The 22196-nt window shown below is 30.6% G+C and carries 20 protein-coding genes and 2 riboswitches; of the genes, 4 read left to right on the forward strand and 16 right to left on the reverse strand.

The window, feature by feature from the left end:
- The first annotated feature begins 163 nt into the window (after positions 1-163).
- On the forward strand, positions 164-1882 hold the full coding sequence (locus CLFE_RS13080; RefSeq protein WP_077895010.1) for a carboxylesterase family protein: 1719 nt from the start codon (positions 164-166) through the stop codon (positions 1880-1882).
- A gap of 100 nt (positions 1883-1982) precedes the next feature.
- On the opposite strand, the gene CLFE_RS13085 is transcribed toward CLFE_RS13080, so the two are convergent.
- The 8 genes from CLFE_RS13085 to CLFE_RS13120 form a co-directional block, all read right to left on the reverse strand.
- On the reverse strand, positions 1983-2867 hold the full coding sequence (locus tag CLFE_RS13085; protein WP_077832077.1) for a VIT1/CCC1 transporter family protein: 885 nt from the start codon (positions 2865-2867) through the stop codon (positions 1983-1985).
- Between the two features lie 150 nt (positions 2868-3017).
- On the reverse strand, positions 3018-3341 hold the full coding sequence (gene trxA, locus CLFE_RS13090; protein ID WP_077895011.1) for a thioredoxin: 324 nt from the start codon (positions 3339-3341) through the stop codon (positions 3018-3020).
- 47 nt (positions 3342-3388) lie between these two features.
- Positions 3389-3871 (reverse strand): glutathione peroxidase, encoded by a 483-nt coding sequence (locus tag CLFE_RS13095; RefSeq protein WP_077851202.1) that lies wholly within the window; start codon positions 3869-3871, stop codon positions 3389-3391.
- 167 nt (positions 3872-4038) lie between these two features.
- Positions 4039-5223, reverse strand: a complete 1185-nt coding sequence (locus CLFE_RS13100; protein WP_077895012.1) for a serine hydrolase domain-containing protein — start codon at positions 5221-5223, stop codon at positions 4039-4041.
- A gap of 106 nt (positions 5224-5329) precedes the next feature.
- Positions 5330-5680 carry a prenylated flavin chaperone LpdD gene (gene lpdD, locus CLFE_RS13105; RefSeq protein WP_242951712.1) on the reverse strand — a complete coding sequence of 117 codons (351 nt, stop codon included), beginning with the start codon at positions 5678-5680 and terminating at the stop codon, positions 5330-5332.
- Between the two features lie 54 nt (positions 5681-5734).
- Positions 5735-6343 (reverse strand): UbiX family flavin prenyltransferase, encoded by a 609-nt coding sequence (locus CLFE_RS13110; protein ID WP_242951713.1) that lies wholly within the window; start codon positions 6341-6343, stop codon positions 5735-5737.
- Positions 6344-6418: 75 nt separating this feature from the next.
- Positions 6419-6838 (reverse strand): MarR family winged helix-turn-helix transcriptional regulator, encoded by a 420-nt coding sequence (locus CLFE_RS13115; RefSeq protein ID WP_077895013.1) that lies wholly within the window; start codon positions 6836-6838, stop codon positions 6419-6421.
- 79 nt (positions 6839-6917) lie between these two features.
- Entirely contained in the window at positions 6918-7442 is a 525-nt protein-coding gene (locus CLFE_RS13120) for a methylated-DNA--[protein]-cysteine S-methyltransferase (RefSeq protein WP_077832081.1), read from the reverse strand.
- Between the two features lie 383 nt (positions 7443-7825).
- Here CLFE_RS13120 and CLFE_RS13125 point away from each other — a divergent pair, with 383 nt between their 5' ends.
- Complete coding sequence (locus tag CLFE_RS13125) at positions 7826-9208, forward strand: sugar porter family MFS transporter (protein ID WP_077832082.1); 1383 nt, start codon at positions 7826-7828, stop codon at positions 9206-9208.
- Positions 9209-9299: 91 nt separating this feature from the next.
- On the opposite strand, the gene CLFE_RS13130 is transcribed toward CLFE_RS13125, so the two are convergent.
- The 3 genes from CLFE_RS13130 to CLFE_RS13140 form a co-directional block, all read right to left on the reverse strand.
- The gene (locus CLFE_RS13130; RefSeq protein WP_077895014.1) at positions 9300-9860 is read right to left on the reverse strand and encodes a DNA-3-methyladenine glycosylase I; all 561 of its coding nucleotides are present in this window, start codon (positions 9858-9860) and stop codon (positions 9300-9302) included.
- A 99-nt stretch (positions 9861-9959) separates the two neighbouring features.
- Entirely contained in the window at positions 9960-10193 is a 234-nt protein-coding gene (locus CLFE_RS13135) for a non-oxidative hydroxyarylic acid decarboxylases subunit D (protein ID WP_077895015.1), read from the reverse strand.
- The gene (locus CLFE_RS13140; RefSeq protein WP_077895016.1) at positions 10194-11606 is read right to left on the reverse strand and encodes a non-oxidative hydroxyarylic acid decarboxylases subunit C; all 1413 of its coding nucleotides are present in this window, start codon (positions 11604-11606) and stop codon (positions 10194-10196) included.
- A gap of 288 nt (positions 11607-11894) precedes the next feature.
- On the opposite strand from CLFE_RS13140, the gene CLFE_RS13145 reads away from it, so the two are divergent.
- Positions 11895-12767: a methyl-accepting chemotaxis protein gene (locus CLFE_RS13145; RefSeq protein ID WP_077895017.1), complete on the forward strand. Its 873-nt coding sequence runs from the start codon at positions 11895-11897 to the stop codon at positions 12765-12767.
- 59 nt (positions 12768-12826) lie between these two features.
- Here CLFE_RS13145 and CLFE_RS13150 read toward each other — a convergent pair whose 3' ends face one another.
- Entirely contained in the window at positions 12827-14221 is a 1395-nt protein-coding gene (locus CLFE_RS13150) for an NAD(P)/FAD-dependent oxidoreductase (protein ID WP_077895018.1), read from the reverse strand.
- A gap of 139 nt (positions 14222-14360) precedes the next feature.
- Positions 14361-14465, reverse strand: a riboswitch (purine riboswitch).
- A gap of 596 nt (positions 14466-15061) precedes the next feature.
- A riboswitch (glycine riboswitch) is annotated at positions 15062-15150 on the forward strand.
- Positions 15151-15288: 138 nt separating this feature from the next.
- On the opposite strand from CLFE_RS13150, the gene CLFE_RS13155 reads away from it, so the two are divergent.
- Complete coding sequence (locus CLFE_RS13155; protein ID WP_077895019.1) at positions 15289-16647, forward strand: amino acid permease; 1359 nt, start codon at positions 15289-15291, stop codon at positions 16645-16647.
- 88 nt (positions 16648-16735) lie between these two features.
- Here the strand turns inward: CLFE_RS13155 and CLFE_RS13160 are convergent, their stop codons facing one another.
- From CLFE_RS13160 to CLFE_RS13175, 4 genes are all read right to left on the reverse strand, one after another.
- On the reverse strand, positions 16736-17584 hold the full coding sequence (locus tag CLFE_RS13160; protein ID WP_077895020.1) for an SDR family oxidoreductase: 849 nt from the start codon (positions 17582-17584) through the stop codon (positions 16736-16738).
- Positions 17585-17754: 170 nt separating this feature from the next.
- Positions 17755-18849 (reverse strand): aldo/keto reductase, encoded by a 1095-nt coding sequence (locus tag CLFE_RS13165; protein WP_077895021.1) that lies wholly within the window; start codon positions 18847-18849, stop codon positions 17755-17757.
- Positions 18850-18852: 3 nt separating this feature from the next.
- Positions 18853-20349: an MFS transporter gene (locus tag CLFE_RS13170; RefSeq protein WP_077895022.1), complete on the reverse strand. Its 1497-nt coding sequence runs from the start codon at positions 20347-20349 to the stop codon at positions 18853-18855.
- Between the two features lie 244 nt (positions 20350-20593).
- A complete protein-coding gene (locus CLFE_RS13175) occupies positions 20594-22189 on the reverse strand; it encodes a histidine kinase N-terminal 7TM domain-containing diguanylate cyclase (RefSeq protein ID WP_077895023.1) in 1596 nt (531 codons plus the stop codon).
- Positions 22190-22196 lie beyond the last annotated feature (7 nt).

A 22196-nucleotide genomic window follows, 5' to 3' on the forward strand; every position in this document is an offset into this window, starting at 1 on the left:
TATTATATAGTTATGTTAAACGATTACAAGCAAATATATGGATTGTTACTGTGCAAACAGGCGAAACCTTAATTAATAAAAAGAAGTTTTTTATTTCTTTTTATTAATTAAGGTTTTTTTATTAAAATACCTTTAATATTACCAAAAATAGGGGGTCTACAAAATGAAAAAGTTCAAAAAAATTGCCACTCTTTCTGCAACTTTAATTTTTATTACTACACTTACCTCTTTTAAAAACACTACTACAAAGGCTTATGCTAATCACAATAAATATAAGTATACAGGAACTATAGACCAAGCAACAAAATATGGTACTGTAGAAGGATTAGTTGACAGTAATACTAACACACTCCAGTGGCTAGGCGTACCTTACGCTAAAGCTCCTATAGGGTCCTTAAGGTGGAAAGCTCCTCAAGACCTTTCAAGCTGGACTGGAATAAAAGATGCAAAGAAATTCGGAAATGTTGCAACTCAATTAGATTCCACAGGCAAAAATGTAATTGGAAGTGAAGACTGTTTGTATCTAAACATTTGGAGACCAAATACAAAAGAAAAAAATCTTCCTGTTCTCGTATTTGCTCATGGCGGTGGTAATATTACAGGTTCAGGAGCAAGTTTTCAAGGTGATATTTTAGCTAACAGAACAAACTCTATTGTAATTTCTATTAACTACAGATTAGGAGCTATGGGATGGTTTTTAAATGATGCTGTAAAGGATGGAAATAAATTAGATGATTCAGGTAACTATGGTTTATTAGATATCTTTAAATCATTAGATTGGGTTAACAAGAATATAAGTGATTTTGGTGGAAATCCTGACAATGTAACACTATCAGGACAATCCGCAGGTGCTAGAGACGTAATAGCTAGTTTAATTTCTCCTATATCAAAGGGATTATATGAAAAGGCAATACCTATGAGTGGTGGAATGACCTTGACAAGTACTGATGAAGGTAAAAACTTCTCTAATCAAATGATAGAAAAACTATTAGTTAAACAAGGAAAAGCTCTTAATGAAGCTGATGCAGCAAAATGGATTAAAAACCAATCTAAGTCGCAGCTAAATACATATTTAAAATCTGTAGATTCAAAAGAATTAGTCTCTTTATATGGAAGTGTAGCTATAAAGATGAATCCATTCCCTCATTTATATAAGGATGGCTATGTTATACCAAAGGATGGCTTCAATGAAATCAAAAAAGGCAACTATAATAATGTACCTATAATAGTTGGAAGTATGTCAAATGAATTCACTCTCTTTTCTGCCACAGATCCTTATTTTGGAGGAAGTGTTTTAAACCAAAGTATATTTAATGATCCTACAAAATCAAAAATATATACTGATTCAATATATTATGGAAGCAAATTATATTCAGGCTTTAATGCTGACAATGTAGCAGATTTAATAGCTTCAAGTAATAAAAAAGATAATGGTATTTATGCTTATAGATGTGGATGGGGTACACAAGATGGTGTTATAACAAATAATACAAAATATTTTGCAGCTGCTCATGGACTTGATATAGATTTAATTACAGGTCACTACAATATGGGAAATTATTTTAGCGGTTTCTATACTGATGCAAACAAACCTGGACGTGATTCTCTTGGCACTGTTATGGATAGCTACCTTAAGAACTTCTTATATACTGGCAATCCTAATGGTAATAAATTAACCAAATGGGGTACATGGCAAACATCAAATAAAAAAGCTAGAATAATGAAATTTGATGCAACTACAAATACTTCATTAACTTCCATGTCAAAAGAACATCTAGTAAAGCAGGATATAATTGATGAAATGAATAGTTCCTTACCTAAAGATGAAAGAGATATAATTGTAAATAGTTTATTCAATGGCCGTTTTTTCTGGCAGTATTAATATAATACAAAAAATATATAACTAAATATGGATTTATGGTAACCTTAGAAAATAGAATCATTTGTATCCTGCCATAAATCCTATATTTTAAATTTATTTATTAAATATCAATACCTAAGAATTTCTTAACCAACAAACCTATAATAAAAGAAATTGCTGCAACCGAGAGGCTAATACCTGCCATCTCTATAAACTGCTTTTTAAAAGAAAGATCTTTTGCAATAGAAATGTAGTAGTTAAAACCTGCAATAATTAAAATTACTAATATCAGCATAATGCCCAATGCTAAACCATATGCTTTCTCCGGAAGTAAAAGATACGGTAGTATTAGTAGTACCACAGTAATTAAATAGGCAATACCTGTATAAGTAGCAGCTTTTAGTGAACTTTTATCCCCTTCTGATCTTGAGGATAAAAACTCTGAAGCTGCCATAGATAAGGTTGCCGAAATTCCTGTGATAAGCCCTGCCAGTGATATAAGTTTATTGCTCTGCATTGCAAAAGTATATCCTGCAAGACTTCCCGTAAACTCAACTAAAGCATCATTTAATCCAAGCACCATAGATCCAACATACTGAAGACGTTCTTCATCCAATAAATCTATCAATTTTTTTTCATGCTCAACTTCATCATTGAATACAGAAAGAGCTTCAGGTACTTTATCAAGTAAAAGTTGTTGTATTTTACTTTCATATAGATTTTTGCTATTTAGCATTTTCTCCATCAATTTAATTGCAAAGGTAAATCCAAAAAACTTAGCCATACAAGAATAGTAAAACACTCTAAACCTTGAAGCCGGCATATCAACTTCTGTGTATTTTTTCCATATATCATAGTGCTTCTTCTCTTCATCAGCTATTTTAAGCAAAGTTGTTCTATTTACATCGTTTTTAATATATTTTGCAATTTTTAAATATGTTAGCCTCTCAGTTATTTCGGCTATTTGAAGTTGTTTTAGTGTTGCTATTAAGTTACTATCAATCATAAAGACCTCCATTAATGAATTTCAGAATAACTTATATACGTAATATTATTGTTCTTAATTCAAGCTTTTTTTCTCATCCATATATGGTTTATACCTAATAAGCAACCTTTTATTTTAAGAAATTTATTCACCTTAGTTCCATATTTATATTTAATTATTTTTCATTAAAACATTTTCTATGCTTTTTTCAATTGATTTCTTAGGTAAAAAGCCTGTTATTACTTCTTGCTTTATTCCATCTTTTAATATTAACATTGTAGGTATATTAGATACATCATAAGTATTTGCTATTTCTGCATTTTTATCCACATCAACTTTTAAAAATTTGGCCTTTCCATCCATTTCAGCTGATAGCTCTTCCAATATTGGACCTATCATCTTACAAGGTCCACACCATTCAGCAAAAAAATCCACAATAACTACACCTGAACCTATTTCTTTTTCAAATTCATTTTTGTCAGTTATTTTTATCATTATAAGTCCTCCTCAAATCTTTCGTGGTTTTATTTTATTTAAACAAATTACTGTACATTTAATAACTTTTCAATGTCCTTTTTAATCTTTAAGGGTGCAACTGTTGGCGCATATCTTTTAAATACATCCCCTTTTGTATCAATTAAAAATTTAGTAAAATTCCATTTTATTTTATTATTTAGTAGTCCCTTTGCTTCCTTAGTAAGATATTTATAAATAGGATGTGCATTATCTCCGTTTACATCTATTTTTTCAAACATGGTAAAAGTAACACCATAGTTTAATTTACAAAATTGATGTACTTCTTCATTAGTCCCTGGATCTTGGTTTGCAAATTGATTACATGGAAAACCTAAAATTTCTAGACCCTTGTCTTTATATTCTTTATATAATTGTTCTAATTCTTCAAATTGAGGAGTTAAGCCGCATTTACTTGCAGTATTCACCACTAAAATCGCCTTACCCTTATAATCCTCCATTTTCACTTCTTCTCCATTCATTTTTTTTGCAGTAAAATCAAAAAAATTCATATTAAATCTCTCCTTTATTTAAATTTATATAAATTAAATTTTTCAAAATTGTATTGTACAAAATTGATTATACGTCATGTTATTCAAAATGTCAAATAAAATTTTCTTTATAATCATAAAAAAATATAACCAGAAGTTAAATTCCAGTTATATTCGTAACTATTTAATTATTTACACATGGAGCTTAAAATAATATTTCTTAGCTTTCTAGTTAAGGTAGTTGTTCCTGCATCTTTTTTTTGTATCATAAATAAGAATATCAAACGCTCTTTTGGGCAATTACAAAAATATGGTCCAAGCCAACCATCCCAACCATATTCCCCCAAAGTGGCCAAATCTCCAGCTCTACTGCAATCTTTCATAACACGCATTAGATTTCCATAGCTGTATCCACATAAACTTTCCCAACTATCAAGACCTTTTTGCTGCTCTTTGCTTAGGCTTCCACTTGTTAAATATTTTACTGTATGAGGCTTTAGAATCCTAATTCCATTCAACTCACCATTGTTCATAAGCATATTTGCAAATTTTGCATAATCATCTATGGTTGAAGAGAGTCCTGCTCCACCAGATTGAAAAGCTGGCTCTCTGTCCATACTATGTATTATTCCTAGATGATTACCTGTATAAAGCTCTAAATCCCCTTTTCCATCCTCTGCATAAGTTCTTACTAAACGTCCTCTTTTTTCTTCTGGTACAAAAAATCCAGTATCCTTCATTCCTAAAGGTTCAAATATTTCTTTCCTTAAAAATTCACCAAATCTTTTACCAGTAGCAACTTCAACAACAGCACCTAATACATCTGCTGAAGTTCCATACTCAAAGTTTTCCCCTGGCTGAAAGGATAATGTACACTGCCCTAATCTGCTTGCTATTTCTAAAGTACTCATTGGATTATCACTAAAAAGCCTCTTATCTATTTCTTCAAATAGCACTTCAGTGTCCTTACCAGCTCTGTTATTTCCTCCACCATATACTAAACCAGAGGTCATAGAAAGTAAATCCTTAAGCATAACTTCTCTCCTTGCCTTAACTCTTCCCTCTTTACTGTCTACCATCTGTTCTTTAAATGTACTTATATACTTACTTACAGGATCATATAAATCAATTTGCCCTCTTTCTAAAAGAATCATCGCCGCAGCTGCTGTAATTGGCTTAGTCATAGAATACAGCCTAAAAATAGAATCTCTTTTTACAGGAATTTTCTTTTCCCTATTTGCTAAACCGTTTTCATGATAAAAAATCTCTTTTCCATCCTTTATTATCATTAAATTTGCACCTGCTACAAAATTGGCATTAATATGTTCCCTCAATACTTTTTTAATACTATTTATCTCAATATTTCCAAACATTTTTATTCCCCCTACTTTATTCCATTAACTTTATATTAGCATGTACACTTCATCTTTTCTACCCTTTAAATTAAAAATAGTAGGCTCATTACCTACTATTTATATATTATAATATTTTATTTTTAATAACCTTGTTAAGAACTTCTTCAAATTTAATTTCTGCATTTTTTACTAAAGTAAGTATTTCTTCTTTTGTAGCGTTATCTATATGAATCCCAACTACAACCGTAACACTAACTTTTAAATTCTCACAAGCCAATTTAGCAAATTCTTCTGCTAAATCACCTTCCTTATGATTTGGAAGACTATTACACTTTATTATAATATTATTCTCTTTAAAATAAGCTGTTGCAACAGTTCCTATATGTGCCTTTCCTCCTGTTACAGAAAAAATCATGTCTTCTCCTATATAAATAGGTTCAACCTGTATATCATAGTTCCTTGATGTTTTTTCCAATTACTTTCCTCCTAAAAAATACCGCACTCATTAACTTTTTAACAGTATCTTAATTTATACCCACCTTTTAACTTTACCTGTATCTATACCAAAAAGATCTAAAGCTCTACCTATAGATTGATCTACAATATCCATAACAGTTTTAGGTTTTGTATAAAAAGCTGGAACTGGTGGAAAAACTATAGCTCCATTTTCCATTACAGCTTCAATACTACGTATATGTGATAAATTATATGGCGTTTCTCTTACCATTAAGACCAAACGCCTTCTTTCTTTTAAAGTCACATCTGCAGCTCTAGTAATTAAATTATCATTAATGCTGTATGCAATTTGAGACAAGGTCTTAATAGAGCAAGGGGCTATTATCATTCCCATATTCTGAAAAGAACCACTTGAAACAGCTGCGCCAATATCATCTACTGAATATGTAATTGAAGCAAGCCTATATAAGTCTTCAAGTTGCATTTCAGTTTCTAAAGCTAGTGTCATTTCAGCAGCTTTTGATACTATCAAATGAGTTTCAATATTTAATTCTTTTAGTATCTCAAGTATTCTAGTACCGTAAATAATTCCACTTGCTCCTGTTATACCGACAATTAATTTCTTACTATCTTTTGTAATTTTAAACATCTCCTTTTCAATTCTTATAGCAATGCTTGTCATAACAAGTATTACTATAAAAAGTTCATAATAATACTTTATTTTAACAATCTTTACAATAAATTTATCGAAAACCTACTAATTTTCTATAAGCTTTTTCAATATTGCTTTCATATTTTTAATTTCTTCTTCAGAAAGATTTTTAAGTATAGACTTTCTATAATCCGTTACTAAAGGCTTTAAGATTTTAATTAATTCCATACCTTTTTCAGTAATAAAAACAAAGTTATTCCTTTTATCTTTTGTACCAGGAAGCTTTTCCACATATCCCTTTAGCTCTAACTTTTTTAAAATTCTAGTGGTATTTGCTTCATCTTTATAGGTTTCATTAGCCAATTGCCGTTGTGTTTTACCATTACTACTAGTATAAATTTTAGTAAGTAACGTAAATTGCTCTGGTGTAATTTCATAAGGTGCCAGTACAGAAAATAGTGCATTTTTATTTATAGCTGCTGCAATATTTAATAAATATCCCAATGAATTATCGAAATCATTCATACAATTTTAAACAACCTTTCAAAATATTTTTCCTGACAAGCATTTTATTACAACTTATTATTTTGTGAAATCGTAAAAATCATTTAGGCATATGGAATTTATCCATACCAATACCCTCTAAAGTTAAAAGCTTTACCTTTATGTCAAGTCCGCCACCATATCCTGTAAGATTACCTTTTGCACCTACAACACGATGGCATGGAACTATTATAGAAATAGGATTACTACCTACTGCTCCTCCAACTGCTTGTGAGGACATTTTTGTTTTGCCCATCTTTTTTGCCACCATTTTAGCAATATCTCCATAGGTTATAACCTCTCCATAAGGTATATCACCAATTATTTTCCAAACTAATTTTCTAAATTCTGTTCCTTTCAGCTTTATATTTGGTATAAAGTCAGGTGCTTGACCACTAAAGTAACAATCTAACCAAATTTTTGCCTTTTTAAAAATTTCTAGGCTGCTTAATGACATATTAATTATCTCTGAATTTTTACTATACTCTATATTTTTTATAAATAATCCTGTTATATTTTCTCCATCACTTATTAAAGTGAGCTTTCCTATTTTTGAATTATAATTGCAAACATACTCTTTTTCCATAATTTATCCTCATCATGTCAATTTCATAACTATTTTATTGCATTAATAATATCATTTATTTATATATTAGTCTACAAACAAAAAATTGATTAAAATGCCTATAAGCAAATCATTGTAGACTAAAATTCTATATATATGTTATGAATCTATATAACAAAATCAAATAAAATAATAAAGAACCCAATTATAATATTTTTAAACTAACTTTATAAAGCCTATTGAAAAAGTTTTTTTAAAGTGTTATACTTATTTTGTAATTACTACACTTATTTTTTTAATTTTTTTAAATTTTGGAATATGATTAATCACTGTAGTTTTTTATTTTTTATTCATTTTGTAATCGATTACTTTATTTAATAATCTAAAAATAGGGGATGTTTTTAATGAAATTAAAGCTTAATAATTCTTTAGTATATGCATTCGGTGCACTTAGTGGACTTCTATTTGGTTATGATACCGGCGTCATTTCTGGTGCAATTCTATTTATTGAAAAGCAAATGCACTTAAATTCTTGGCAGCAAGGCTTTGTTGTTAGCGCTGTTCTTCTTGGTGCTGTCCTTGGCGCTGCAATTATTGGACCAATGTCTGATAAATATGGTAGAAAAAAATTAATATTACTCTCTGCAATTATTTTCTTTATTGGAGCAATTGGTTCAGCCTTTTCTCCAGAATTCTGGACATTAATCTTATCACGTATAATCCTAGGTGCGGCAGTTGGTTCTTCATCAGCCTTAATTCCAACATATTTAGCTGAATTATCACCTGCTAAAAAACGTGGTTCTATGTCAAGTTTATTTCAGTTAATGGTAATGAGTGGAATACTACTTGCGTATATTACTAACTACAGTTTCTCTGGTTTTTATTCTGGTTGGCGTGTAATGCTTGGCTTTGCTGCTATTCCTGCTGCTATTCTTTTCTTAGGTGGACTAGTATTGCCTGAGAGTCCTCGTTTCTTAGTTAAAACTAAAAGACTTGATGATGCTAAAACTATACTAGATCAAATGAACAATCATGATAAAGCACTTGTTACTGCTGAACTTACTCAAATTAAGAAACAAGCTGAAATTAAAAGTGGTGGATTCAAAGAGTTATTTGGTAAACTTGTTCGCCCTGCGTTAGTTATAGGGATAGGTTTAGCCATTTTCCAACAAGTCATGGGCTGTAATACAGTTCTTTATTATGCACCAACTATTTTCACTGCAGTTGGTTTTGGCGTTCAAGCAGCTTTACTTGCTCACATAGGAATTGGAATTTTTAACGTTATTGTTACTGCTATCGCAGTTGTAATTATGGATAAAATTGATCGTAAAAAAATGCTTATATATGGTGCTATAGGAATGGGCGCTTCTTTATTAGTAATGAGTATATCAATGAAATTCTCTAATGGCTCATTTACTGCTTCAATTATTTGCGTCATCGCTTTAACCGTTTACATTGCTTTTTTCTCTGCAACCTGGGGCCCCGTAATGTGGGTAATGATTGGTGAAGTTTTCCCACTAAATATTCGTGGTTTAGGTAATTCCTTCAGTAGTGTAATTAATTGGGGTGCTAATATGATAGTTTCTCTAACCTTTCCTCCATTATTGAGTTTCTTTGGTACTGGAAATTTATTTATTGGTTATGGTATTATCTGTTTTGTTTCAATATGGTTTGTTCATTCTAAAGTATTTGAAACACGTAATCGTTCACTTGAAGAAATTGAATCTTCCCTTAGACAATATTCAAATAAGAATAAAAGTTCTTTAAATGTTGAATTGCATAATTAGGACAAATTAAAATTTGTAAATAAATAATGTTGCAGGACTTTAACTAAAGGTTCTGCAACATTATTACTTTAATGTTAATTAAGCAGTAATTTTATTTATTTAAAGAGTGATATTTACAGGAAACCATATGATCATCAACCATTCCAATTGCTTGCAAAAACGAATAAATTATAACAGGTCCAACAAATTTAAACTGTCTTCTTTTTAAATCCTTACTAATTTTCTGTGACAACTCTGTTTGCGTTGGCATATCAGATTCATTTTCCCAACTATTTATAATAGGTTTAAATTCAACATACTGCCATAAATAATTAGAAAAACTCCCAAATTCCTCTTGGATTTTTAATATTTCTATTGCATTATTTCTTACAGATTTAAGCTTCAAAATATTTTTTATAACCTTATAATTTTCCCTTATTTCTTCAATTTCTTCATCACTTAACCCTGAACAATAAAAAATATCGAAGTTATGAAAAGCTTTTTTATATTCTTCTCTTTTACAAAGTACAGTATTCCAAGATAAGCCAGCTTGTGCTCCTTCTAGTGAAAGCATTTCAAATATATATTTGTCATCATAGCTAGGTTTGCACCATTCATTATCATGATATTTTTTCATCATTTCGTTTTTCTTATGCCACATGCAACCGCTCATATGTTCACTCCTAACTTTTATATTTTAAGTAATATAACCCCTTTAGTCCCTCTCCTTTTATTTAATATATATTGTACTTATTTTTTTAATTTATCACCACTACTTTTCATCCTTTAAAAGCTTAGGAATTGGAGGCATTACCGGAAAAGAACCTATATCCCTTCTATTTATCTTAAATCTTTCATCATATTTTTCAGGATTTGTTATATCATCACCTTCTGTAGACCTCCATGAAAAGTTACATTCTTTACATATATACACCTCCCATGCATTATCTTTAGGTGCTTTTGTTAATAATTCTACTTTTTCAGAATCACATCTTGGACAAATCATTTATTTATTCCCCCTTATAAAATTTTTCATATAATCATACCAATAATCCACTTTTTCTGGCGTATCAAGTGCATTCACATTTCTAGATACGTCTGGAGGCACTGGTGTAGTAGCATCAATAATAAGTTTAGTATGCATTCCAACTGGTTCTGAGGAAGGATCTAACGGCATACCTGGTGCATTTGGAATCATAACCACGTCTTTATCTGGCCTTACCCTTGTTGTAAGCGCCCACATAACCTGCGGAAGATTAAATGGGTCTACTGTTTCATCAACCACAATAATTATTTTAGAATATGGCATGCCATGTGGAGTTGATAAAAGTCTCATGGCAACTGACTTTCCATACCCGCCAAATCTACATTTAGTAGATATTATAACTCCAATTCCATGAGTATACATAGCATTAACTGCTGCAACCTCAGGAAAATCTCTTTTTAACTGTCTATAAAGAGGTAAACTTGTATTTAATCCAACTAAATAATCAACTTCTGTCCATGGCATTCCTATATATAAATTCTCGAATATAGGATTTTTTCTGTGAGTCACTTTAGTTATTTTTATCTCTGGCTGAAGTCTAGCTCCTGAATAACTTCCTGGAAACTCTCCAAATGGTCCTTCTAATTTTCTCACTCTTGGAATTATATAACCTTCTAATACTATTTCACTTCTAGCTGGAATATCTAGACCATTGCTGCTTTTTGTGAGTTCTATAGGTTGTCCTTTTAATACCCCTGCAAACTCGTATTCTGATTGTGCATATTCTATAGGTGTACTTGCCATAAGATTTAGTACTGGTTCATTACCTATACATATTGCTATAGGAAGCTTTTCGTTTCTTTCTTCTGCCTTTTTTAAATGGATTGCTATATCATGAAATTGCAAGGGCTGAATTGCAAGTGAATCTTTTCCCTTTACTTGTATTCTATAAATACCAACATTTTGCTTTTCAAAATTATCTAAATCATCGGGATCCCTTGTAACTGTAAGAGCTTTAGATAAATAAAATCCACCATCGTATTTATTAACTCTGAATAATGGTAATATATCAAAAAGGTTAATATTTTCTGTTATCTCTACTTCTTTAATAGGCGCTTCTTCTGTCCATACAGGTTTTACAGGATAATTGGACCACCTCTTATCTAATTCAAAAAATTGTTCTTTAACAGTAGTGTTTTTGGGCAACCCCAACATAATAGCATGATTCTGCCATGAACCATGTACATTTAAAAGTACACTATTGTTATATCCCTTTACTCTTTTTATCCATACAGCCGGACCATTATCTATATCAGCGGCTGATTTTCCTATTGCAGATAAATCTGGTTCCGGCATAACCTCATCTTCAATTTCTATTAACTGTTCTTCTTCTTTCAAAACCTTTATAAATTCTCTAAGATCATTATATCTCATATTCTCTCCCCTTTTCATGAAATTTTATTTTATAATACAAATTATACTCTTAAAGCAACTTTATATCAATATTTTACATATTTGTATATATAACTGCATTTTTTTATAATCTATATATATTTCTCAATTATCTAGTTTCATATTTTGTCATTATTGAATTTTTTTGCTTATTATCTATCAATTAAAAGTACAATTTGTTGATTAATATTGTATATTGTACTATAATTTACTTATATTTCTATCAATTCATATAACTATATGATTTACATACTAAGGGGGTAATACAATATGATAGAGAATTATGAGAAATTGACTTTAGACTCATATTTTACTGATAATGAAGATTCCTTGTTATTATATTTTTTAGGAAAGGCTTGTCCTTTGTTTCAACAATCCTTTCCTCTTGACACTGCTATAGGCATAACAGATAGAGAAAACTTTCTATGTTATTATAATGGAAATGAACTAAATTGTGGTGACCTTGAAGGTAAAAAAATTCCTCACGGAGGACTTATTACAAAGGCAATGGAATCAGGAAAGATAGAAAGTGGATTAATGCCTAAGGAGACTTATGGAGTTCCTTTTAAAGCTTCCGTGATCCCTATAAAAGGTAAGGACAATAAGATAATAGGCACATTAAATGTAGCTGTAAATTTAAAAAATCAAAACATGCTATCGGAAATAAGTCAAACTATTCAATCTTCATCCGAAGAATTAAGTGCTACTTCAGAGGAGATTGCATCATCAGCCCAAATACTGTTAAATAAAGTTTTAGAAGTTCAGGATTATACTAACAAAATAATGAACAGTATTAATGAAACTCATAAAATATTAGAATTTATCAATCATATTTCAAAAAACACAAAACTTTTAGGACTCAATGCTGCCATTGAATCAGCAAGAGCTGGTGAAGCTGGAAGAGGTTTTTCTGTTGTGGCTAATGAAATTCAAAAAATGTCTCAATCAAGTGCTGAAGCCGTAACAAACATAAAAAATATTTTAAGCACCATAAATAACATTGCTACTAATTTAAATGAAAAAGTAAATGAAACTACTGATATATCAAATACTCAAGCCTCTGCTACAGAACAAATCTCATCTTCTGCCGAAGAACTTAGTGCATGTACTTCAAATATTTCTGAAATTGCTAAATTGGTTTAATAAAAAAAGTTTCTTAAAATGATTTTATTCATTTTAAGAAACTCTTTTTATTTATACAATTATAATTTTCTTCCCATCATTACTCCCATAGCTGAGGCCATCATAAGTCCTCTAGTCCAACCACTGGAATCTCCTAAGCAGTGTAAGCCCTTTATATTTGTTTCAAAATTTTGATCTATATCAATTCTATTACTGTAGAATTTAATTTCAGGTCCGTATAATAATGTTTCTCTACTTGCAAAACCAGGAACCACTGTGTCCATAGCCTGTATGAAGTTTAATATATTTGTCATAGTTCTATATGGAATAGCTGAAGTTAAATCTCCTGCTTCTGCATCTGGAAGAGTATGTTTTACATTAGATTCACTTAGTTCATGCTTCCAGGTTCTCTTTCCATCTAATATATCTCCATATCTCTGAATCAATATCCTTCCATTTCCAAGCATATTAACAAGTTCTGCAACTTTTTGTCCATACTCTATAGGCTCATTAAAAGGCTCTGAAAAATTATGAGAACTAAGTATAGCTAAATTTGTGTTTTCAGACTTTTTATCCTTATAAGAATGTCCGTTAACTATAGCTAAATTGTTATCATAATTTTCTTGGCTAACAAAACCACCAGGATTTTGACAAAAAGTTCTTACCTTATCCTTAAATGGTGCAGGGTGTCCTATAAGCTTTGATTCATAAAGTACATTATTTACACTTTCCATTACTTCATTTCTTAGTTCTACTCTAACTCCAATATCAACTGTGCCAGCTCTATGCTTTATATCATGGGCATTACACATATCCTTTAACCAATCAGCACCCTTTCTTCCTGTAGCAACTACTACATTATCAGAAAAAACTTCTTCATCCTTGCTTTTGGTTAATGAATCTGTAATTATTACACCGTATATTTTACTATCTTTTATTAATAAATCCTTAACTGTAGTATCAAACTTTATCTCAACACCACTATCAAGTAAATGATTTTGTATTTTCAAATATATTTCTTGAGCTTTTTCAGTTCCTAAATGTCTTATTGGACAATCTACTAATTTTAAGGATGCTTGAATAGCTTTTCTTCTGATTTCTTTTACAGCTTCATTATTTCCTTTACCTTCAACTTTAGTATCAGCACCAAAACTTAGATAAATTGAATCCGTATAATCTATATATTCCTGTACTAAATCAGCTCCCGCAAGTTCTGGCAAGTCTCCTCCTACTTCATGGCTAAGCGATAACTTTCCATCTGAGAATGCACCTGCTCCTGAAAATCCAGTAGTAATATGGCAATATGGTTTACAAGACATACATTTTTTTGTTTTATCCTTAGGACAATGTCTTTTATCTATACTTTTTCCTGATTCAATTAAAAGAATTTTAGATTGTTTTTTTTGCTTTTTTAGCTCATATGCAGTAAATATTCCCGCTGGACCAGCACCCACTATTATTACATCATAATTCATTCTTATCTCTCCTTGACATATACGTTGTAATAAAATTATTACATTCTGATTTCTAAAATATCACTGCTTAATAGGTTTAAATCTAGGATATTTTTAAAATCAGAACATATTAGAACCTTCACAACCTATATATTAAATATAATTTTTAGCAGACACTTATAGTCCTATAGCTATTTTCGGCAGCTTGGTAGAAACATCCAACCCATATTGTTGGATTTATATAAGTGAATATTTTTTGTTTTTTAAACTTATTAGTTCGTCTTACTAGGTAATTTTAGCTCAATTTAATATAAAAATCAAGAAAAAAGCCAAAAATTCTATTTGAATCCAAATAAAATATGAACATTAATAATTCTATATCTATTTTTTATAGTTTCCTTAATATTATACATTTTTATATTACCTTAATAAAAAATTATTTAAATATCCACCTAATCTAATTCGTACATGTAAAACTAACTAGCATTACAAAATCATTAAATTTACTATTCATCCTCATTAAAGCTTTCAAGTACAATTTAACATTATTTAATTATATCTATTTAATTCTTGTAATTACGACTAAAAAATCTATTGATTTTAAATAAAAACAAAAAAATGTTGCAATTTTATTAAATATGTATTAGTATATAAGCGTAAAATTTAATAGTTCAGATGAAGATAGTGGGAGAGTTATGACTTTTGTCATTCACCGAAGAAGTAAATCTTTCAGGTATTTATTTATATTAATTTTTAAAGTTACTCTCTATTTATTTTGCATAAAATTCAGAAAACGAATTTTTTATAAGAGAAAATGGAATTCTACTAATTAAGATTATATAACTAGAGATGACCGCTATTGGATGAACCCTTGGAGAGACTCTTTAAGAGCACCGAAGGAGAAAGCTGTGAAAAGCGAAACTCTCAGGTAAAAGGACAGGGGGACAGATAACACATCTTACAAAAGTAATATTTTGTCAATTACTTCTTTTAGATTTTATCTATTCCCATTTGTGTCTCCAATCAAAATTACTTTATAGAAAAAGGCTTTATAATTAATTGCCTTTTGACTAAGATGGAGGGATAAAATGGAACAATCAAAATCAGACAATCAAAATTTATCACGAGGTTTGAAAAATCGACACGTTCAATTGCTTGCAATCGGGGGGGCTATTGGTACAGGACTGTTTCTAGGTTCGGGGAGATCTATTCACCTAGCCGGTCCATCAATTCTATTCGCCTACTTAATAACAGGGGTAATTTGTTTTTTAGTTATGCGTGCCCTTGGAGAATTATTACTTTCTAACTTGAACTACCACTCTTTTGTGGATTTTGTACAAGACTATTTAGGTAAAGGAGCAGCATTTATTACTGGATGGACTTATTGGTTCTGTTGGATTTCTCTTGCCATGGCCGATGTAACTGCTGCAGGACTTTATGTACAATATTGGCTTCCAGGTGTACCTAGATGGCTTCCTAGTCTCGTTATTCTTATTGTTTTACTAATTATGAATCTCACGGCAGTAAAATTATTTGGTGAAATGGAGTTTTGGTTTGCTTTAATTAAAGTTGTTGCAATTTTAGCACTAATTATAATTGGATGCTTTATGATTATCAGTGGTTTCTCTACAAATGCCGGTTCGGCTAGCTTTACTAACCTTTGGAAACACGGTGGTTTATTTCCAAATGGTTCGCATGGTTTTATTCTATCCTTTCAAATGGTGGTATTTGCTTTTACTGGAATAGAATTAGTTGGTCTTACAGCCGGTGAAACTGAAAATCCAGAGCATGTTATTCCAAGAGCTATTAATAATATTCCAATTAGAATCATTATATTCTACATAGGTGCACTTGCAGTTATTATGAGTATTTACCCTTGGAACTCAATAAATCCAGATAAAAGCCCTTTTGTACAAGTATTTTCAGCAATAGGCATAACTGCTGCTGCAAGTATTGTAAATTTCGTTGTATTAACATCAGCAGCTTCTGCATGTAATAGTGGTATTTTCAGTACAAGTCGTATGGTTTACTCTCTTTCAAAAGAAGAGAATGCTCCAAAAATGATGAATAAACTAACTTCAAATAAAATACCTTTTAATGCTACAATATTTTCTGCAATTGTAATTTTAATTTCAGTTATTTTAAATTATATTATGCCAGAAGGAGTGTTTGTTCTTATTACAAGCATATCAACTTTTTGTTTTATATTCATTTGGGCAATTATAGTTATTTGTCACTTAAAATATAAGAAAAATACAAAGCTCGCTTCTAAAAATAAATTTAAAATGCCCTTATACCCAATTGCCAACTATGTAATTCTTGCATTCTTTGCTTTTGTTATAATTACTTTAGCACTTAACAATGAAACTCGCGTAGCCCTATTTATAACACCTGTATGGTTTATAATCCTTGGTGTAATTTATATGTTATTTAAGAAAAATAAATAGTTATTAAAATTCCTCTAGTACGATCATTTTAGAATCTATACTAGAGGTTTTTTTATTTAAATTATACTTTATTTATATACATAAATCTTTATTTGCTATTCCTTGGTGAAAGATCTCCATACCAATAAGATGCTGTAACACCACCATCCATCAAAAAATCGCTGCCTGAAATAAATGCACCACTGTCACTCATTAATAATTCTGCAACTGCTGCAACTTCATCAGGTGTTCCTGCTCTTCCAGCCGGACAAAGTTTGAGCATTTTTCTATATACTTCTTTATTAAGCCCATTTAATTCATCATTGGCTAAGGGAGTTATAATAATTCCAGGACTAATAGAATTGATACGTGCCCTCTTCTTACCCCATTTAACCGCTTCTGCCATTACACGCAAACTATTACAACGCTTTGATAATTGATATGCATGAAGTGTATCTTTTATTTTATCAGCTTTAAGAAATTCAAGTTTAAGTAGTTTTTCTACAGGTGTTGTAGCCATCAAATCACTTTGTTCCTGTGAAATCACTCCAAGCCGATAACCTGATTGAGAAGATATTATTACACCAGAACCACCTTCTTTAATAACTTTACCGAATTCATGCAAAAGTAACGCTGTACCATACAAATCTACTTTTAAAATATCTTCAATTGATGCCTGTGATGGGGATACTCCAGCTGCATTAATAAATCTTGTAATCTCTCCAAATTCTTGTGCCTTTTTAATTAAACTTAAAATAGATTCTTTTGATGAAATATCCACAAAAAATGCACTACTTTCAAATCCCGAATTATATAATATCTTAGCAACATCTTCTGCATTTTTCAAATATACATCAGCAACAACAACATGTTTTCCAACTCCAATTCTTCTCACAACAGCAAGACCGATAGAACCCGCTCCTGTTAAAACAATGACTTCTTTTTCTCTCCCTTTCACAACTAATCTCCTCTTTCTTCAATTAATAATTTACGCTGTTACTAATATTTTTTCAAAGTTTTCTTATTATTATCCAAGTACATTTTTATTTGCTTAATAAGTTTGTATTAGTACAGAAGTAGCCATACTAAAATTTTTAGTATGGCTATCACTCTATTTGTAATCCTAAATTATTTGCTAAAATAAGTTTTTATCTCATACATTCGTGTTTCTTGTTTTACTGAAAATGGGCATCTAGATTCACAATGTCCACATTTTACACAATCCTCTGCATGAAGTGGAAGCTTATGATAATGACTTTCTGCCATATAATCTCCTGCCTTAGCAAGGTCATAATATTTATTAATTAATCCAATGTTTATTCCCTTGGGACATGGCTGACAGTGATTACAATATACACATTTCCCAACAGCCGTTTGTGGGGTAAATTCTCCAATTACAGAATAATCCTTCTCTTCATCTGTTACCTCAAAGTATTTTAAAATATCAAGTAAATCTTTTTTTCCACGTATTCCTGGAAGTACAGTAAGCACTCCTGGTCTATCTAGTGCATATTTTATACATTGATACCTATTTAGTGCTCTACCAAATGGTGAAGTTTCTGCATTCAAAAGTTGTCCACCACTAAATGGTTTCATTACAGAAATTCCAACACCTGCTTTTTCACATTCTCTGTATAGATTCATACGATCCTCTACTGATCCTAGTGCATAAGTTCCTTTAGTATAATCATAAGCTGGATTGATACTAAACATAAACATGTCCACAAGTCCTGTATCTAAAAATCTTTTTGCTATTTCTGGCGAATGAGAAGAAAATCCTAAATGACGAATAATCCCATGCTTTTTCAATTGTTTTGCATAATCTAACAAACCAGAAGATAGCATACTGTTATAGTCTTCTATATCATCAATACAGTGAATGTATCCCATATCTGTATAATTCGTATTTAAATCATCTAATTTCCTAGAGAACTCTTCTTTAATTTCTGATAATTTTCTTGTCCATCCATACTCACCATTTTTGTAGCTAGCACCTAAGTGCATTTGTAAATATACTTTCTCACGTCTACCCTTAAAAGCCTTTCCATATGCTTTATAAGGCTTTTCTTTTGATGCAACCATGTCAAAAAAATTCACGCCATTATCTATTGCAAAATTTATAGTTTCTTCTATTTCCTCTTCTGAACTTTCATGGATAGACCCCATTCCAATACCAATAGTACTAATTTTCTCATTTCCATGTGGTAATTTTCTATACTCCATATTTTACCCTTCCCTTTCAATAAATTCTTCAGTAACATTTCTTTTTTTTGATTTAAAATATATTGCAAAATTAAAAATCAAAGCCAGCACCAATAAAACTAAAGCAACCAACATAATATTGTGTAAACCACCATACATAATATTTCTCATAATAGGCAATAATTTTTTAGGCAGGTGACTTGCACTTTGAGAATCACTTAATTTATTTAGCATATAAATAGTAATTTTTCCGTGAGCTGCAGCAACCCCCTTAATCAAGGCATTGTTTAAAATGACCCCGTATATTGATGACATAAAGGTTTGACTCAAAATACGTAAAAGATATGCAAAGGATGTTGCAACTGGAATATCTCGTTTTTCTGCATCCTCCTGTACACTAATTTGTAATACATTAAAGCATAAACCTATACCAAAGCCTTCAAATATTCCTACTATTAATAGAAACCATAATGGCACTGTTATACCTGCCCAAACCATACCAATGAATGCAATAAAAAAAGCTAACGTTCCTAGAGCAATAGTACGATATTTTCCTATATGAGGTTGTACTGATGGACCAACCACTGAACCAACAAAGTTTGTAATAGAACCGGGAATTTGAGTCACCCCTCCAATTAAAGCACTTAGACCTAATAATCCCTGTGCCCACATCGGTATGTAAATATTAAACGCAACAAATGCCCCCCATAAAAGGGCAAATAATATAAAATCTATTACTAGTGGACCATTCTTAAAAAGTCTATTAGGTATTATAGGGTCATCTGCCTTTTCTTCCACTTTAAACAGTACTATTAATAAAATCAGCCCAACTAGAATTAAAATACCAACTAGAATTATTGGTTCTGATTCTATCATTTGAATTCCTGCTAAAAGCAATACCAAACTAACTACCATTATGGTAGCACCTAAATAGTCAATTTTCTTACCTGTAGAACTTCTTTTGCTGTCTTTAAAAAAGAATTGAATGCTAAGTATTGAAATCAATGCAATTGGCACATTAATATAAAAAACCCAATGCCAACTAAATGTATCAACTATCCAACCACCAATAAGTGGTCCTATAATAGCTGCCGCACTATAACTTGCTGTAGCATATCCAACAACTTTTCCCCTTCTCTTTAAATCGGTATACAAATCTGCATAAATAATAAATGGCAAAGTATTCATTCCGCCCGCACCTATTCCCATAATAGTTCTTGCAATCAAAAAGAACACAATATTACTTGATGATGCTTGAAATATAGATCCAATAGCAAAGAGTAATGTAGAAATTTCATACGCTCTTTTATTCCCTATACGCTCTCCTAATTTACTCCAAAGCGGAGTTACTACTGCCATTCCTAACAGAAAAACAGCTACTATCCAACCCATATATTGAATTCCATGCAAATCACTTACTATTGCAGGCAAAGCAGTATTTACAATTGTTCCGTCTAACCCTGCCATAGCATTTGATAGTAATAATGCTAATGTTACTATCAAAGTTTCTTTCTTACTCATATTTTTCAACTTCCTCCCATCTAAACTTCAAGATGAAAACTTACTTAATTTAATACTATATCTTAAAGTGAACTAATAACATTCTAATTCTACAACCTAAAGTTAACTCTAAGTCAATAATTTTTTTAACAATGAAAAAACTATATTGCAAAATTAAACATTCACAATATAGTTTTATATAACCAACTTTTAATCAATGGCTTTAGTTAGTCAAACTATTTATTTAAAATAGATCATTATATATTCAATATACAGCAATTCGATTTCTTCCATTTTTCTTAGACTCATATAAAGCAATATCAGCTTTTTTAACCATCTGCTCATAAGAATTTGCCATTGTCCTTTTACAGCATTCTACCATGCCGAAGCTAGCAGTAACTTTAATAAGTTTGTCTTCATAAAAAAAATCATGATTTTGAAAAGCTAATCTAATACATTCAATTGCTAATTTGGCTTGTTTTAAAGACAATTGAGGAAGAAAAGCAATAAACTCCTCACCACCATATCTTCCTATTAAGTCTTTATTTCTAAGCATATTTTTAGCTATAAATGCCATTTCCTTTAAAATGTGGTCTCCTGCCTGATGTCCATACGTATCATTAATTCTCTTAAAGTAGTCAATGTCTATCATAACTAATACCCCAGTTTGATTTTTCCTATGCAATTTATCAAACTCTACATTAGAATATTTTGTGAAATATGCTCTACTTAAAAGTCCTGTAAGTTGATCAAACCTAGCCATTTTTTCAAGTTCAAGTACCTCTTCTTTTTCCTTCGTTACATTAGAAATTAATATAGTACTTCCAACTCTATATCCATGATAATATAACGCCTTCAATCTGGCTTTAAAATAAATAACACTTCCTTTTGAATTAATTCTGAATTCAAAAGTATCCTTTATAAAGCCTCCATCTAAAAGCTTTTTTGAACACTCTTCACTACCACTATACCAAATCTTTATCATCTTCATAAATTCACAAGCTTCACTTGTACAAAGCTCCAATTTTGTACCTATTAAACTTTTATCTAAACATTTAAATATTTCCTTTGCAGCATAATTAAAATCCTTAAGATTAAAATTTGTGTCCATAACAATTACTCCATCATAAATCCAATCAAATATTATTTCTCTAGATACAGGAATAATATGCATAATATCAAAGGGATATACTGCAGCTGCAAACAATACATAAACAAAGAACATTATGAAAGCTCCATAATCCATCTTAATAGGCACAATTTGTAATTGATCAAATCCTTCAAAAAGTATGGCACTTATGGATATGCAAATAATAATTTTAAGCTGACGCCGTGCAAGTCCCGAGGCTTTTAAAAATGCCTTATAATACATAATTGTTGAAATTACTATACACCCAAAGAAAAAACTATAATAAATATAATACCAAAAGCATTTTTCATAAGTTAAAATATAAAAATATCCGTTACTTATGAGTTTCTCATTCCTATACATAAAATTTAGCTTATCATTTGCAATTCTAAATATACAAGTAAGTGTAGGTATTATAAATATGAGCACTTTTATTATATTACTGATTTTTTTATCCTTATTAGCTAAGGAATAAGCTTGTATTACCCAAAGCACAGGAATAAAAGACAATCCCATGTATTCAAACTTACTACATAAATTTACACTCTCAAGTGATGTTGATGTTATCTCCATACCATATCCAAATGAATAAATAGCTGAACTGAAGCAAAGAAAAAGGAGTGGGAACGCACCTAAAGCCTTTCTTCGTCTCCAAGAATAGATTGCAATTACAATAATGCTAAAAGTCTCAATATAAAGAAAACTACTTAAAAAATCATTTATTCTTCCCATTATTTAC

The sequence above is a fragment of the Clostridium felsineum DSM 794 genome, from assembly GCF_002006355.2.
GTDB classification, from domain to species: Bacteria; Bacillota; Clostridia; order Clostridiales; family Clostridiaceae; genus Clostridium_S; species Clostridium_S felsineum.

What these genes read in the sequence shown, in the direction of transcription:
- CLFE_RS13085 (WP_077832077.1), bottom strand. Translation starts at nt 2,867, where the DNA reads ATGATTGATAGTAACTTAATAGCAACACTAAAACAACTTCAAATAGCC.
- CLFE_RS13135 (WP_077895015.1), bottom strand. Translation starts at nt 10,193, where the DNA reads ATGATTTGTCCAAGATGTGATTCTGAAAAAGTAGAATTATTAACAAAA.
- CLFE_RS13120 (WP_077832081.1), bottom strand. Translation starts at nt 7,442, where the DNA reads ATGGAAAAAGAGTATGTTTGCAATTATAATTCAAAAATAGGAAAGCTC.
- CLFE_RS13080 (WP_077895010.1), top strand. Translation starts at nt 164, where the DNA reads ATGAAAAAGTTCAAAAAAATTGCCACTCTTTCTGCAACTTTAATTTTT.
- trxA (WP_077895011.1), bottom strand. Translation starts at nt 3,341, where the DNA reads ATGATAAAAATAACTGACAAAAATGAATTTGAAAAAGAAATAGGTTCA.
- CLFE_RS13170 (WP_077895022.1), bottom strand. Translation starts at nt 20,349, where the DNA reads ATGAGTAAGAAAGAAACTTTGATAGTAACATTAGCATTATTACTATCA.
- CLFE_RS13165 (WP_077895021.1), bottom strand. Translation starts at nt 18,849, where the DNA reads ATGGAGTATAGAAAATTACCACATGGAAATGAGAAAATTAGTACTATT.
- CLFE_RS13155 (WP_077895019.1), top strand. Translation starts at nt 15,289, where the DNA reads ATGGAACAATCAAAATCAGACAATCAAAATTTATCACGAGGTTTGAAA.
- CLFE_RS13140 (WP_077895016.1), bottom strand. Translation starts at nt 11,606, where the DNA reads ATGAGATATAATGATCTTAGAGAATTTATAAAGGTTTTGAAAGAAGAA.
- CLFE_RS13110 (WP_242951713.1), bottom strand. Translation starts at nt 6,343, where the DNA reads ATGACAAGCATTGCTATAAGAATTGAAAAGGAGATGTTTAAAATTACA.
- CLFE_RS13145 (WP_077895017.1), top strand. Translation starts at nt 11,895, where the DNA reads ATGATAGAGAATTATGAGAAATTGACTTTAGACTCATATTTTACTGAT.
- CLFE_RS13150 (WP_077895018.1), bottom strand. Translation starts at nt 14,221, where the DNA reads ATGAATTATGATGTAATAATAGTGGGTGCTGGTCCAGCGGGAATATTT.
- CLFE_RS13125 (WP_077832082.1), top strand. Translation starts at nt 7,826, where the DNA reads ATGAAATTAAAGCTTAATAATTCTTTAGTATATGCATTCGGTGCACTT.
- CLFE_RS13175 (WP_077895023.1), bottom strand. Translation starts at nt 22,189, where the DNA reads ATGGGAAGAATAAATGATTTTTTAAGTAGTTTTCTTTATATTGAGACT.
- CLFE_RS13115 (WP_077895013.1), bottom strand. Translation starts at nt 6,838, where the DNA reads ATGAATGATTTCGATAATTCATTGGGATATTTATTAAATATTGCAGCA.
- CLFE_RS13130 (WP_077895014.1), bottom strand. Translation starts at nt 9,860, where the DNA reads ATGAGCGGTTGCATGTGGCATAAGAAAAACGAAATGATGAAAAAATAT.
- CLFE_RS13095 (WP_077851202.1), bottom strand. Translation starts at nt 3,871, where the DNA reads ATGAATTTTTTTGATTTTACTGCAAAAAAAATGAATGGAGAAGAAGTG.
- CLFE_RS13100 (WP_077895012.1), bottom strand. Translation starts at nt 5,223, where the DNA reads ATGTTTGGAAATATTGAGATAAATAGTATTAAAAAAGTATTGAGGGAA.